Source organism: Paenibacillus sp. LK1, assembly GCF_002750415.1.
Taxonomy (GTDB): domain Bacteria; phylum Bacillota; class Bacilli; order Paenibacillales; family Paenibacillaceae; genus Paenibacillus; species Paenibacillus taichungensis.
Genome location: NZ_PEII01000001.1, coordinates 635,470 through 649,541 on the forward strand (window position 1 = coordinate 635,470; position 14,072 = coordinate 649,541).

The following is a 14,072-nucleotide window of genomic DNA, read 5'->3' on the forward strand; positions in this document are numbered from 1 at the left end:
CACTCTACTTAAGTAAAGTGACTATTCATCAACATACGTGAATACCTATCATTTTACAACCCTTCCAGACTTTCTGATTGAAATCACCCCTTATTCCAAGGTTGGTTATGAACTGCCTCTCATTCGTCCATACTATTACCTACGAATAAACCGTCATCACGAATGGCAGGGGAGGAAGCACCATGAACCGGAAAAAACCGCATCAAATTAATCAACCTGCAGCAGAACTACCCGTTCCGCTTGAATTCGATCGCAGCTGGATCACCCAACTGGAGTCCAGACTCGATAAAGGCGGCCCTTGGGGCGATTACAGACTATTTCAACTTGGCATTCAAGCCGAAGAGACGAATCTGATTCCCAACTTTGATGAAATCCAATGTCTGAAGCATTTACAGGGACTCACCCCTCTTCCACACCAGATGGATACTGCACGCAGAGTACTGTTTGAAATGTCAGGTCGTGCCATTCTCGCCGATGAGGTTGGACTTGGCAAAACGATTGAAGCCGGCCTGATTTTGAAAGAATATATGGTTCGTGGACTCGTATCCAAAGTGCTCATTCTCGTGCCCGCGTCCCTTGTACTGCAATGGGTTCGGGAGTTAAATTCAAAATTTGGCATCCCTGCGGTTGCACAGAAAAAGGCGTATTCCTGGCAGAACGAAATTGTGGTTGCCTCGATGGATACAGCAAAGCGTGACCCGCATAAAGATATGCTGCTGAATACAGATTACGACATGATTATTATCGACGAGGCTCATAAACTCAAAAATAAAAAAACGACCAACTATCAATTCATGCTGAAATTACGGAAAAAGTACTGCCTGCTGCTTACGGCTACACCGGTGCAGAATGATATGAGCGAGCTGTTCAACCTCATTAACCTGCTCAAGCCGGGACAGCTTGGCCGTCAGGGTGATTTTGCAGCCAACTTTGTCGTCGACAAACGCATTCCGAAAAATCAGGAGCAGCTCAAGGATGAGTTGTCCAAAGTCATGATCCGTAACCGTCGCGGTGAAGGACCTGTTCAATTTACCAAACGGAACGTGTCCAATGTGAATTTGCAGCTTTCTCCTGAAGAACAGGCCCTTTACGATGGGGTGACTTCCTTTGTGAAGGATCAGTACCAGGAAGCGGGCGGCAATCTGAGCAGCATGCTTTCCCTAGTGACGTTGCAGCGCGAAGTATGCAGCAGCCGGGATGCGGTGTTTGTGACGTTGGTCAATCTGTCGAAGAAGCTTCCACTGGACTCCCCACTGCGGGATAAGATTTGGGAGCTCGTTGCTCATATTAAAGCGATCAAGGAAAATACCAAAGCGGAAAAAACGATGGAACTTGTTCGTGACATGAATGAGAAGGTTATTATTTTCACCGAATATCGTGCCACGCAGGAGTACTTGCTCAATTATTTTCGCAACAACGGCCTGACCGCAGTTCCCTACCGGGGCGGCATGAACCGGGGTAAAAAAGACTGGATGATGGACCTCTTCCGTGGCCGCGTACAGGCAATGATTGCAACCGAGGCGGGCGGTGAGGGTATCAACCTGCAATTTTGCCATCACATGATCAACTTCGACCTGCCCTGGAATCCCATGCGTGTCGAGCAACGGATCGGTCGCGTTCACCGATTGGGACAGCAGAATGATGTGAACATTTACAACCTTTCGACGACAGGCACAATCGAGGAGCATATTCTGAATCTGCTTCATGAGAAGATCAATATGTTCGAGATGGTCATTGGTGGATTGGATGTCATTCTGGAGCGGCTGGAGAAGAAGGAGTCAATCGAAAAAAGTTTGTACAAAATCATGCTTGAATCACAAAACGAAGAGGATATCCGCCGTAAAATGGACTCGCTTGGACAATCGCTGAACTCCATTCAGCGCGAAGTTGCAGATGAGGCACCCGCCGTATCCGGGCTTGATATTCGTAAAGGAGGCCTCTGATTATGACCATGTCACCCCATGAAGTGCAGGCGTATGTGCTCACTTACCTGGAAACACTTGATTGTCAGATTATGGAGCGTTCTCCTGCCCATGTTACGGTAAAACTTTCACCTGAAGCTGACAAGGCGTTAACCAACCGTCCGTATTATTGGGGATTTGTGGAGCGAACCGGCGCACCTGCGGAAACGATGTCCTTTACATTCGTCTTTGATCCGGATGCCTATCAGCAAGCTTTGGAAGCTGAAGAAGCAAAAGCTGCACAGTTAGCTCCACCAGCCTCACCAGGTGCCGATCCCGGTACCCCCGAGGCTCCCAAAGAGACTATTCTAGGTCGATACTTCGGTATTGTCCCTTCTCTGCCTCAGCTGGGACCCGGACGGATTTTAAAAGAAGATGTTGTATATGGCAGCCGCAGGTTGCAGCAGATCTTCAATGCAGCGCGTGAAGGTGGTGCGTTCGTGAACCTGTTTGAACAGGCTGCAAAAAGGCAATTGCGCGCTACCGCACCAGCAGTATACGAGCCATGGCTTGGTGTGTGTTTTAAAGTAGAATTTGCCTGTGATCTGAAAAAAGAGGAACTTCATTTTATCGGCATCTCCCTCAGAACAGGGGAAATTGTCGAGAAGTTCGGCTCGAAGCTGAACAGGCGTGACCTTAGCCCAAGGCTGGCTGAGAATATGCACGTACAGACTGCCAAAGTATCGTTATCCGATGCCGGGGCAGCTCTGGAATCGCATTTGACAAACCGCTTGCTGGAACTCGACTATAGCTGGGCAGAGAAAGCCAAAGAACGGCTTGATCTGGAGCTTGCTGTTGTCGACACGTACTATGAAGCAGTTCTTAGAGAAGACACCCCTGAGGTCGACGTCGACGTAGATACAACCTCCTCCAGCACAGACGGTTCAACGGATCAGGAATATGCAGGGACCGGATCATTTGCTCCAATTCAGACTTCCCGCTCCGGCCCTTCCCGTATCAAGAATGCACGTCTGCAGCCCGTTGAATCAACTAATGTGACAATCGGATCAGATGTCGAACTCGCTGCTGAAGCTGCTGTTCAGGCAGAATCAGAAACGGACCCGGAACAGGATAAAGCCCGCCAAGCGGTCTTGGACCGGGAAGCCATGAAGCTGCAATACGAGACACGCCGTACCGAGATGATCTGGCAATATGAGCCCAAAGTGAAGGTGACTGCGATTAGCAGTGGCATGTTTCATTTAAGATAGACGACGAAGACACTACTTTTCCCGCAAATGACGGCAAAAGTAGTGTTTATTCATGAGTGGCATCCCGACAGGTTGCAGCAACCTTTGCATAACCTGTCCTCTAAAATGGAACTAGAAACGATCAAGCAGCGAAAATGGAGTCCGTTTTGTCAGGATATGTACCCCAGAAAAGTAGGTGTTAGCATGAAACGACCCTTCCACAAGGGATGGAACGTGATTCGCCGAATAACCGGAATTGTAATGTGCCTTCTATGTGTAATCACCTTGCTCCCCTTATTACAAGCTGAAGGTGCCGGAATTCAAAATGCATTTAGATCCGTACTCCCCACTACAATGGCTACAAGTACGGCGGAACTTCATTCCGACACACTGGCTCCTGATGCAGTACAACAATTTGCTCGCGAGCAAGCCATCATTCTAAGTACTGAACATGAAGGGAACCATTGGGATCATGCCCAATTGGACTTTTATCCCCTCGGTCCAGGCACACGTAGCTGGTTGGTATACGCTAATGTTGGACAGTCACCCGTTGGTTATATGATCATTTCAGCTAACGACCAAGGACAATTTCAACTTAGCGAGTATGGTCATGGAGAACAACGACCGTACAACTTTTCCTTGTTGGACCATGCTCTGAATCGGCAGCAACTGGACTTGAAGGAGCTAATTACTAACGGAGGAGGGCTTCAATTACGCTATGCGCCTCCCCTGCTCACTTATTGGAAAGTGGAAAGACCTAACGATGATGCAATCTATATTGACGCAACCAATGGCGATACCTTGCCAACGGGTGTTCTGAATGCATTGGATAGGGACTCACAGCAGGCTACGAAACGAATGAAGTCCATAAGGTCAATATCTGTACAAGCTGTCGTGATAACGCCCGAAGATTCACTACAAGTCTCCTCGTTGTCCGTTGACTCCATGGATCTGCAACCTCTGTTTGATCCCGCGGACAATCTGTTATGGATCACTTCAAAAGCACTTTCGATAAGCGGCGTAAAGACATTGAATCAGCAATGGAAAGAGCATAAAAAGATCGTTTTCTCTGCAGATCAGCAAAATGTCTTGTATGGTGGGCCTTTGCCTGTCAGTGGTTATCAGATCTGGCGTGACGACCGTGGAACCGTTCAAAAACAATATGTAGCTATTGGCGGGAATACTTCTGTAAGACGATTTGTACCTCTTCAGACCTTGCTGCGCGACGGGCATTTCTATGCTGTGAAACCGTGACCGATCCTCACAACAAATAAGACGCCTTCCTCTAATTCTTGATAGGAATGCGTCTTTTTCTTTGGAAGAAGCTACTACTACGCTGGTTCTTTGATTAACCTTTACCTGAAGAGCTTCGTTTCTGCATTTTCCCCTGCGAATCCATTGCTTTTTCCTTTTTCCCAACCCATAGAGATACGGCAAAAGGAATCATTCCAAACCATTTCATTGTCCACGGCTCTTTGGCTTTGGTGCGTCCTTTACGCTCATCCTTCGGAGTATCGATATAATGAACAACTCGCTCTGTAATGTATTTCACCAACTCATCACTTTTGGCCATAACCTCTGCCTCCCTTAGCTCCGGCAAAGCCGGGGCTTATGTTATTTCTATTGTGTGCAGAAGGGATCATCAATAAACATTTTTTTTGCTGCAAAGAGTATGAAAAACAGAAGAATGCACAGTCTAATGCCAAAGGTATCCATCCACTCACTTTATGGCATAAGATGCCTATTTCAAGAAGGAGCGTGTATTCTCATGTATAAGCTGCTGGCCGCGTTGATGGCATTGCTAATCAGCATCAGTTCCATCCCTCTAACCACACATGCCAGCGCGGCGACATTCGCCCTGACCGACCTGCCTACACTGCATTCACATCGATCGCCCATAAGCCCATCCATGCTGCCGGTAACCGATGGAGATGCCTATCACTCCACTCATCATGCGTTTGCAGCACCTGTCATCCTTCTGGACGTTGGTCATGGCGGCATTGACGGTGGAACAACAGACCATGGTGTACTGGAAAAAGACATCAATCTAGCCATTAGCCAAAAGGTGTATCTCCTGCTTCGCAGCAAGGGTTACGCAGTCATCATCAACCGACTCGGCGATTATGCGCTGAGTGACGAGAATCGCTGGTTAAACAGTCGCTCACGCCATCGCAGAGATTTGGCTCAACGTAAAAGCCTTAGCGAAGAGGTTAGTACCGACATCGTCGTCAGCATCCATGCCAACTGGAGTCCAAGATCAGCTGCGCAAGGCCCTGTTGTTTTACATCAGAACGAAGGACGAAGCTACATGCTCGCAAGCTCCATTCAGAATCAGCTAAATCAATTGTACGAGACGGAGCGCGATGTTGTATGGGGAAAGCCCTTTTACCTGTTAAATCATGTGAAGCAACCCGCTGTAATTGTTGAAACCGGATTTCTGAGCAATGCACATGATCGCGCAATGATCAGCGACCCAAGCGAACAGAAACGGATTGCACAGTCCATTGCTAATGGCATTATTTATTATCTGTCGGCAGTTTAGGCTCTGCTTGCCAATGCCACACATCTCGAACCAGATCGCTAATACCGACGAACTCAATCTGATCTTTGAGCCGAGATACGGATTCATGGACGATAGCAGAGGTATTTAATCCGGTATGGCCAACGTGACCAATCACTACACACACATCTTTGTCGAAAGCACGTTGGGCTGCCAAATCCATTTGCTTGCGTATTTGTTGTTTGGAATTGTGGTCATCCAGAAAAATATCGTTGCCGACGGGTGGCATGTTTTTGGTGATGGCCAATTCCCCTACCACAGAGCGAAAATTGGTTCGACTATCCACAAAAAACAATCCACGTTCTCGACATACATCCAATACAATGGACATGATGCGTTTATCAGACGTAATTTTGGAACCCATGTGGTTGTTCATGCCGACGGCATAAGGAACTTCATCTATGGCTTTCTCGACTCGTTCACGCACTTCTTCATCCGTCAGATTGGATGTGATCGCTCCTGGACCGAGCCATTCCGGTCTGCCCTTTTTGGGCTCCATTGGCATGTGAACAATCACATCCATTCCTTTTTCATGTGCGGCAATCGCATCTTTCTTCGTCGTTGGCAAGAATGGCATCACGGCCAATGTGAGTTTAACCGGGGTCGCCAAAATTTCAGAAGTCCCTTTCATGTCATTCCCCGCATCATCAATGATGATCGCTATTCGTTTACGCTGCGATTTGTCTGTCGGAGTTGGTGATATCTTACCTGAAGTTGAACCAGGTACTTGTGTTGAGGTCAGCTCCGTTAACATTTGCTCTGGGGTTTGCCCTGAAGGAATATGTGGTTCCGCACTGCTGGCAGAGAGGCCTACACCGTAAACCATGAATATCGTACCTGTGAGTACCACTGACATTTTAAATTTCCAGGTGCTGGACCACCCTTTTCGTCCGGCCTTATTCATCCATCGTTCCCTCCTTTGTTCTGTCCCATCATTATTTGAACAATGAAGGGGGAATATGTAGACAAAAAAAGCCTGTTCATTCCAATGAAGCGCTTGAGGCCCTAGTGTTGGACTGACTTAATAAGCGATATTGGCGCGGAGCCTGACCTGTCAGTTGATGAAAGAGGCGGGAGAAATAATGAACAGACTTAAAGTGATATTTTTCTGCAATTTGAGTGATACTTAATGTGGTGTGAAGCAAATCGTACTTCGCTCGTCCAATACGAAAGTGATTCATATATTTACTGGGAGAGTATCCTGTAGACTTCCTGAACAGCTCAAAAAAATGTCCACGGCTCATATTGAGGCTTTTGTAATAGCTATCCAGTTGCTTGGGCGCTCCGTGAAGTAAGTCCTGCTCCATACTTTTAAGCATTTGAGATATCCGGCGATCAGGGATTACATAGTCATTCCCCATGCAACAGTTCAGAAAATAGTCGATAAACGTCTGGAAATTACGCTGAATCATCAAGCTCCACATAAAAGTCTGCTCATTGGTGTATGCCCCGCTTTTATAAAAATCCTCAAAAAGATCCTGCCAAATCTGCAGAGATTCCACCTTTGATATTTCTTTAAGCGCATACGGAAAAGTCGGGCCCACATAAGCTTGCTGTAACACATTTGGTGGATAACAGACCGGACAAGCCGTATCAAATACATCTTCTCTCTCCACATAATGCCAATCAAAATAACAACACAGGTGAACCATAGGGTTATCCGAATCAGCCACCCATTCATGCAGTTGACCTGCTGGAATATAGATCAGTGAACCGGGACCAAGTCTGCTGCTCTTTCCATTTGTACTTAATACCCCATACCCTTCGCTGATCAAGTAAATGGAGCTGGTATAACAAATTCGCGGAGAACTCGACTGACCCTTCGCAAAAGGGTACCGGGTTGCCAAATATACATAGGGATGCAAGGAAGCAAAATTCATTGGAAGTTTCCTTTCCGACTCCGTTTTTCTCGATGTTAACCTTTCATCTCCTTCACCGAAAGGTACAATTGGAGACTAGAGGTACATATCATCGTGCGCCAATTGATCTGACGATCGTGCAAATCATGGACGTCTTGCTAAATACAGCAAACTGCTGTTCAGATACAGTAATAACTGTACATCGCATGACTTTATGAGGAGGAAAACTTGTGCAGAAGAATGATAAGCAGCCGAATAGAAGATACGAGATAAATAAGAACAGAGGCTATGAACGTGCAAAGCAGCATTCCATTTCCTTCGATGGTCCTGCACCGGATTTTTTTGAAGGCGCACTACTGGGCAATGGAGGACTGGGTATTGTCGTAACAACCCGCCCTGACGCTGTGATGCTCCATTTTGGACACAACAATGTATGGGATATTCGTCTCGCCGAAGAACACCGTGAAGAGCTCATGACTTTCCAAGAGGTATATGACAGATTCGCTGCACTGCCAGCAGATTTGCCGCAATTAACGGATCATCCGTGGTACAAACAATATTGTGAGATGGCTGGCCAAAATTACAGCAAAGCTTATCCCAAGCCCATGCCCTGCGGGTCACTGCTGCTGAGGTATGATCGGCGAAAGGCCGAAGTCATCGGCCATACCATGGATATTGCCAATGGCCTTTGCACAATTGATTTCCTGATCGATGGTGAACCTGCTGTATTCGAACTCTTTGTAGAAGGAGAGCACGACCGGGTCTGGATGAAGGTAAGTGATACCGCGACGGGTGATCTGATCCCCTTATTCGTGGAGATTAAGCTGATTCCTGACCCTGAAACACCGCCTGAATTTCCTCAAGCCGCAGTCGTTACCAGCGAAATTACGGGTAAACAGTCATTTACGCAAATTTTGCCGTACGTGGAGCATCCCGCTGTGCCCTATATCACACATGAAAAAGATAGAGCTTTCCGGCTCGCTGTTAGCTCGTCTGGTTTAACAGCAATGAAAGAACATGCTTTGCATCATCAGAAGCCCGCAGTCAACGGCTCTCCTCTGGGAGAACCTGTACATGGCTTTTTGGCCTGCGCAGAGCTCTGGGAGGGCCTTTATAGCGAACTGAATAATGAGGCCCACCCGCCAGAACTATCTTTTTTTAGTCAAGCTAAGGAAGAATCCAATGCCATGTGGCGTGATTATTGGAGCCGCTCCTCCGTCGCACTGGAAGATGAATTTCTGGAGCGTATCTGGTACCACAATCTGTACTTTTTTAATTGTGCCGTGAAAGAGGGCGTTACCTGTCCAGGTCTATTTGCCAACTGGAGCTATCGTACCATCGGTGCAGACTGGCATGGGGATTACCACATGAATTACAACACACAGCAGCCATTCTGGCTCGCATTCTCCAGCAATCATCTCGACAAACATCTTCCCTACGTGGATATGGTTGATCATGTACTTCCCGTCAGCCGAGCGTGGGCACGTGATTATTACGGACTGAGCGGAGCTTATTTCCCCCACTCAGCCTATCCTGTTGAAATGTCCATGATGCCCTACCCTGTCCCGCACTGGGGATGGGAAATCTGTGAGACGCCTTGGACTGTACAAAGTCTATGGTGGCACTATCTATATTCCATGGACGAGACGTTCCTGCGTGATCGTGCATTTCAACCCATGAAAGAAGCCGTGCTGTTTATGGTCGATTACATGAATCGTCCCGAAGCACAGGGTGAACGCTGGGGAGATCGTAATTATCACATTTTTCCGACGGTGGTGCCGGAGCTATATGAGATTTCACCAGGCTTTGCCAAAAACAAAGACTGCCTGATTGACCTTACACTAACGCGATTTCTGTTCAATGCGTTCACCCAGGCTTGCGATGTCCTTGATAGGATGGAATCCGAGCAGGATCTGCTAGAGAAAGTAAAAGAGATTTTGCGCCATTTCCCTTCTTATCCGAAAGCCGAATCCCGCAACGGTTCAGTCTTTGTGTCGGTGGAGGGTGAGGATCCTGATGTGGTGTATAACGTCCCCATTCCTATTACGACCGTATTTCCAGGTGAAGAGCACGGACTTCATTCGCCAGAGGAGGAATACCAGACCGCGGTGAACTCCTACCTTAATCACCGCAACGAAGGCGGGAATGAACTGGTATTCTATCATCTTGCCGGAGCCCGGCTTGGCGTGTTGGATTTGGAACGCTTCAAGCGTCAAATCCAGTATTGTCTGCTACCAAACGGCACTTGCACAGATCGGGTCCTCATGAGCGGTGGTCGCTATGCCGACACGGAGAACTTCGATTTCATGTCCCGGATGGGTATCTGGTTCGAAAATTTCTCCCTGCCTACCGTGATCAATGAATGCCTTCTTCAAAGTTATAATGAAAACCTGCGCTTCTTCCCCAACTGGCCGAGCGAACAGAAGGCAGAGTTCCATACTCTCCGTGCTGTGGGAGGCTTCCTTGTCAGTGCAGCTTTTGTGGATGGGGAGACGGATTGGATCGAGATTGAGAGCAAAGCTGGTGCTTGCCTAACCTTCTATATCCCTTGGGCAGAAGGGGCATTATGCACAGTTTCTTCTGGTGAGCAATATATACTGTCTGGTCAGGTTGGCAAGATCACCACAGTAGCAGGGGATTTTATCTCCATTGTTAAAGCAACGGTTTAGCTCATCTTGTGGAATGTGTCCATAAATAAGAAGCGTCCCGGACTATCTCGGGACGCTTCTTATTTATAAATTGCTTTTCAATTACTTGGAAGACCACAGTTCCATACGCTGAGCATATTTCTCGTTAATGATATCTTCCACTTTCTCATCGCCAGCCTTCTTCATATCCTCCAGCATTTTGTCAAATACGGAGTTGGCTTCAGCTTCACTTGGAGCAATAATGGCTCTCGTAATGCTCTGATCCATAATATCCTTCACCTTCTGGGCCGTCAGTGCTTGAGGTGTCCCCCCATCCGGATTTAGGTTATCATACTGTGCTGTATCCCATACGGAATCACCAAGACTCTTGAGGGCCAGTTCATCCACTTCACTGCGTTGGAATTTAACGGCCATGTCATACGGCTGTCCATTTGGATCCAGACCATTTTTGACAAACCATAACCATTTACGAACGCCACTTTTCTTCACCGTATCATCCCAGTTATCCTTGAAACTCTGCAGGAATGCAGGGTCTGGTTGGCGCTTGCCATCCACCATGGTGTATTGTTCGCCTTCCTTGCCCCACAGCAGCAAATGCTGTCCTTCATCACTCGCCAGATAATTAAACAGTTTGATCGTTTCTTCCGGGTGCTTGTTATTTTTGGTAATGGCGATTGCATCCCATCCAAGCGAGCTTCTTGGGCCAAATGTGGTTTGGGCCGGATCAACACCTGGAGCAACAACCTTGTATGCGAACAACTGATTCTTTTCCCCGCCATCCTTCTTCAGGGCCGCATTGCCGTTACCTGGGTCCCAATATGCTCCTGGGGTAGCGAATACCGCGCCGGTCGTCAGCTTTTGAATCCATGTCTGCGTTTTGCTAATGGCAAATTCCTTCTCAATCAGACCTTCTCTATATAACCGATTCATATATAACAGCATTTCACGATATTTAGGGTCCTTAACATCATATTGCAGACGTCCATTGTTGTCATAATACGTTTTTAAGCCCCACATGCCTTTGAATGTTCCCAGATTCGCGCCCATGTTTTCACCGTTCATCGTCATGGGAATAGACTCTTTGCCATCAATCGTATTGTATTTTTCTTTGAAATTTTTCAGGAGTGCTTCAAACTCGTCCGTGGTGAGGGGCTGTGAACCATCTGCTTTGTCTGGAAGGAACTCTTCCAACAGACTCTGTCTCATCAGCATACCGAAGACCGGATCACTGTCGAGTCCATACCAGTTTGCCAGATAGTAGTTTTTGCCGTCTGTATAACGTGTTTTGGTCAATGTTTCGCCATACATTTCTTTCAGATCAGAACCATACTTTTCAATTAACTCATCCAGTGGAATGAATGCGCCGCTTGAAATATATTTATCGAGGGAAGCATCTCCCCGACTCATGACCACCACATCCGGATAGTCACCACTGGCAAGCATCAGGCTCAGTTTTTCCGTTGGATTACCCGTTGGCTGTTGTATGGAAATCTCTATGCCTGTCTTTTTGGTAATTTCCTGGGCAACCGCATCGGTAAAAGGCTCTCCTTTGGTATTACCATCAAACCAGGACAGCGTAATCGGCCCTTGTTCCCCATCTTTTCCCGCTGTGTTGTTCTCCGCATCACTGGAGGAGCAGCCCGCAAGCAAACCAACGACTAATGCAGCCGTAATCCCCATGGTCATCCATTTTTTTGTCTTTGTCATTGACACCCTAATTCCTCCCAATGAATAAATTCCTGTAGTGATTGATTGAGCATTTCCAAAACGATCTTTGCCCACCCCCTTTCAGGAGAGGCCACCGGACAAGCCTTTCCTGCAACCGGATTATGGAATAGATTAACTCTTCACCGCTCCCAAAGTCATGCCTTTAACAAAGTATTTTTGCAGGAACGGATACACCATAACGATTGGTAAGGTGGCTACCATCGTAGCAGCCATTCGAATGGTATCGCTGGAAACTGCATTTCGTTTGGCCGAGTTGGCCAGCATTTGCGTTTGTGAGATCATGCCGCCAGTCTGAAATTGATTCAATATTTTGACAAGCACGGCTTGTAAGGTCTTCAGGTCCGAGCTGTAGGTAAATGCATAGGAATCAAACCAGGCATTCCAATGCCCAATTGCTTGAAAAAGCCCTACTGTTGCAAGTACAGGTGTTGTCAGCGGCATCACAATCCGGAAGAAAATGGTCAGATCGTTAGCGCCATCAACCCTCGCCGATTCTTCAATCTCATGGGGAAGCTGCTCCATAAAGGTACGGACAATGATCATATAGAAAACATTCATCAAACTTGGTAAAATGAACACCGAAAATGTATCGATCATGTTCAGTGCCTTAAGCACCATGTAGAACGGAATGAGCCCACCACTGAAATACATGGTAAAGATAAAGTACAGGTTCCAGCCTTTGCGACCAACCAGATTCCGCCGACTTAGCGGATACGCAAGCATCGTAATGACGAGAACCGATAGCGGTGCGCCAATCAGCGTTCGTTTGACGGTTACCCACAGCCCGTTTAAAATCTCGCTATCTTTCAAAATCTGCTGATAGCTGTCCAAGGTCAAGTCCCTGGGCCACAAGTAAACGCCGCCTCTTACCGTATCCTCCGCGCTGTTCAATGAAAGAACGAGTATATTCCAAAACGGAAGAAATGTAACCAGTAAAACGAGAATTAGAATGAAATACACAATAATTTTGAAAATACGATCCCCGAATCTGTTCAGAATCATCACAAGCGCTCCCCTCTGTCTTTTATAGTTAGAACAACGCCTGGTCGTTCACTTTTCTGGAAATCCGGTTCACGATGAGAACAAGAATAAAGGCAACAACGGATTTGAACATCCCCACGGCAGCCCCGTAAGAGAACATGCTGTTCTGTAGTCCGTATTTGTAGGCATAAATATCGATAACTTCGGAGTATTCAAGTACGGTATTATTTTGCAGCAGGTATTGCTGTTCAAATCCTGCATTCAAAATGCCTCCGACCGCAAGAATAGCCAATATGACAATTGTAGGGCGCATGGATGGCAGCGTAATATGCCACATTTGCTTAAATCGGCTGGCTCCGTCCACCCTGGCCGCTTCGTAGAGTTCAGGATTTATGGAAGCGATTGCGGCGAGATACATAATGGCACTGAAACCCATCTCTTTCCACATATTCGATAATGCGATTATCCACCAGAATAGAGGCCCGTTCTGCAAAAATGCAACTGGTTCTTTGACAATACCCAGCAAAACCAGAATATTGTTAAGCATTCCATCCGAAGCCAGCAGCGTAATTACAATGTTGGCTGCAATAACCCACGAGATAAAATGCGGCAGATAAGAAACCGTCTGTACAAAACGCTTGAAAAATCCCTGTCTCGCTTCATTCAACACAAGCGCGAGAATGATCGGAGCAGGAAATCCGAAGAACAGCGTCAGCAAGCTTGTCGCAAGCGTATTACGCATAACCCGATAGAAGTCCCCTGTAGTAAAGAAATACTCAAACCACTGGAAACCTACAAATTCGGCATGGAAGAACTGGTAGAAAAATGATCCCCCACCCGGCTGATAATTCGTAAACGCCATATATAGTCCAAACATCGGACCATAGGAAAATAGCAATGTCGCAATGAAGGCAGGAAGCATAAGCACGAATAACCATTTTTGCTCTTTTAGTCTGCTTATCAGATTATTGCTCCTGACTGTTTTGATAGCGCTTACCTTATGCATTAAATACCCTCCCTTTTTCTATACAGCAGCATGGCCAGCCATATCTTGATCAACTTCTCTCCTATTTATCATAAATTTGACGCAGATCGCTTGCCATAGTCGAATTCTCCGAAAGATACCGCTTTTTAAAGATGTTTTTGTG

General features: G+C 46.9%; 11 protein-coding genes. 5 read left to right on the forward strand and 6 right to left on the reverse strand.

What is annotated here, in order from left to right; genetic code table 11:
- The first annotated feature begins 182 nt into the window (after positions 1-182).
- From CS562_RS02915 to CS562_RS02925, 3 genes are all read left to right on the forward strand, one after another.
- Complete coding sequence (locus CS562_RS02915) at positions 183-1,943, forward strand: DEAD/DEAH box helicase (RefSeq protein ID WP_099853492.1); 1,761 nt, start codon at positions 183-185, stop codon at positions 1,941-1,943.
- Positions 1,944-1,945: 2 nt separating this feature from the next.
- Positions 1,946-3,169: a YqhG family protein gene (locus tag CS562_RS02920; protein WP_099853494.1), complete on the forward strand. Its 1,224-nt coding sequence runs from the start codon at positions 1,946-1,948 to the stop codon at positions 3,167-3,169.
- Between the two features lie 183 nt (positions 3,170-3,352).
- Entirely contained in the window at positions 3,353-4,402 is a 1,050-nt protein-coding gene (locus CS562_RS02925) for a hypothetical protein (RefSeq protein WP_180287005.1), read from the forward strand.
- Positions 4,403-4,496: 94 nt separating this feature from the next.
- On the opposite strand, the gene CS562_RS02930 is transcribed toward CS562_RS02925, so the two are convergent.
- A complete protein-coding gene (locus CS562_RS02930; RefSeq protein WP_076289396.1) occupies positions 4,497-4,721 on the reverse strand; it encodes a YqzE family protein in 225 nt (74 codons plus the stop codon).
- Positions 4,722-4,916: 195 nt separating this feature from the next.
- On the opposite strand from CS562_RS02930, the gene CS562_RS02935 reads away from it, so the two are divergent.
- On the forward strand, positions 4,917-5,690 hold the full coding sequence (locus CS562_RS02935) for an N-acetylmuramoyl-L-alanine amidase family protein (RefSeq protein ID WP_099853498.1): 774 nt from the start codon (positions 4,917-4,919) through the stop codon (positions 5,688-5,690).
- On the opposite strand, the gene CS562_RS02940 is transcribed toward CS562_RS02935, so the two are convergent.
- Both CS562_RS02940 and CS562_RS02945 read right to left on the reverse strand, forming a co-directional pair.
- Entirely contained in the window at positions 5,665-6,612 is a 948-nt protein-coding gene (locus CS562_RS02940) for a divergent polysaccharide deacetylase family protein (protein ID WP_257219327.1), read from the reverse strand. The genes CS562_RS02935 and CS562_RS02940 overlap by 26 nt on opposite strands.
- A gap of 76 nt (positions 6,613-6,688) precedes the next feature.
- A complete protein-coding gene (locus CS562_RS02945; protein WP_099853500.1) occupies positions 6,689-7,588 on the reverse strand; it encodes an AraC family transcriptional regulator in 900 nt (299 codons plus the stop codon).
- A gap of 209 nt (positions 7,589-7,797) precedes the next feature.
- Here CS562_RS02945 and CS562_RS02950 point away from each other — a divergent pair, with 209 nt between their 5' ends.
- The gene (locus CS562_RS02950; protein ID WP_099853502.1) at positions 7,798-10,236 is read left to right on the forward strand and encodes a glycosyl hydrolase family 95 catalytic domain-containing protein; all 2,439 of its coding nucleotides are present in this window, start codon (positions 7,798-7,800) and stop codon (positions 10,234-10,236) included.
- A gap of 81 nt (positions 10,237-10,317) precedes the next feature.
- Here the strand turns inward: CS562_RS02950 and CS562_RS02955 are convergent, their stop codons facing one another.
- From CS562_RS02955 to CS562_RS02965, 3 genes are all read right to left on the reverse strand, one after another.
- Positions 10,318-11,922: an extracellular solute-binding protein gene (locus CS562_RS02955; protein ID WP_099853504.1), complete on the reverse strand. Its 1,605-nt coding sequence runs from the start codon at positions 11,920-11,922 to the stop codon at positions 10,318-10,320.
- Between the two features lie 132 nt (positions 11,923-12,054).
- Complete coding sequence (locus CS562_RS02960; RefSeq protein WP_076289391.1) at positions 12,055-12,945, reverse strand: carbohydrate ABC transporter permease; 891 nt, start codon at positions 12,943-12,945, stop codon at positions 12,055-12,057.
- 28 nt (positions 12,946-12,973) lie between these two features.
- A complete protein-coding gene (locus CS562_RS02965; protein WP_076289390.1) occupies positions 12,974-13,930 on the reverse strand; it encodes an ABC transporter permease in 957 nt (318 codons plus the stop codon).
- Positions 13,931-14,072 lie beyond the last annotated feature (142 nt).

What these genes read in the sequence shown, in the direction of transcription:
- CS562_RS02935 (WP_099853498.1), top strand. Translation starts at nt 4,917, where the DNA reads ATGTATAAGCTGCTGGCCGCGTTGATGGCATTGCTAATCAGCATCAGT.
- CS562_RS02920 (WP_099853494.1), top strand. Translation starts at nt 1,946, where the DNA reads ATGACCATGTCACCCCATGAAGTGCAGGCGTATGTGCTCACTTACCTG.
- CS562_RS02955 (WP_099853504.1), bottom strand. Translation starts at nt 11,922, where the DNA reads ATGACAAAGACAAAAAAATGGATGACCATGGGGATTACGGCTGCATTA.
- CS562_RS02930 (WP_076289396.1), bottom strand. Translation starts at nt 4,721, where the DNA reads ATGGCCAAAAGTGATGAGTTGGTGAAATACATTACAGAGCGAGTTGTT.
- CS562_RS02915 (WP_099853492.1), top strand. Translation starts at nt 183, where the DNA reads ATGAACCGGAAAAAACCGCATCAAATTAATCAACCTGCAGCAGAACTA.
- CS562_RS02940 (WP_257219327.1), bottom strand. Translation starts at nt 6,612, where the DNA reads ATGAATAAGGCCGGACGAAAAGGGTGGTCCAGCACCTGGAAATTTAAA.
- CS562_RS02945 (WP_099853500.1), bottom strand. Translation starts at nt 7,588, where the DNA reads ATGAATTTTGCTTCCTTGCATCCCTATGTATATTTGGCAACCCGGTAC.
- CS562_RS02925 (WP_180287005.1), top strand. Translation starts at nt 3,353, where the DNA reads ATGAAACGACCCTTCCACAAGGGATGGAACGTGATTCGCCGAATAACC.
- CS562_RS02965 (WP_076289390.1), bottom strand. Translation starts at nt 13,930, where the DNA reads ATGCATAAGGTAAGCGCTATCAAAACAGTCAGGAGCAATAATCTGATA.
- CS562_RS02960 (WP_076289391.1), bottom strand. Translation starts at nt 12,945, where the DNA reads ATGATTCTGAACAGATTCGGGGATCGTATTTTCAAAATTATTGTGTAT.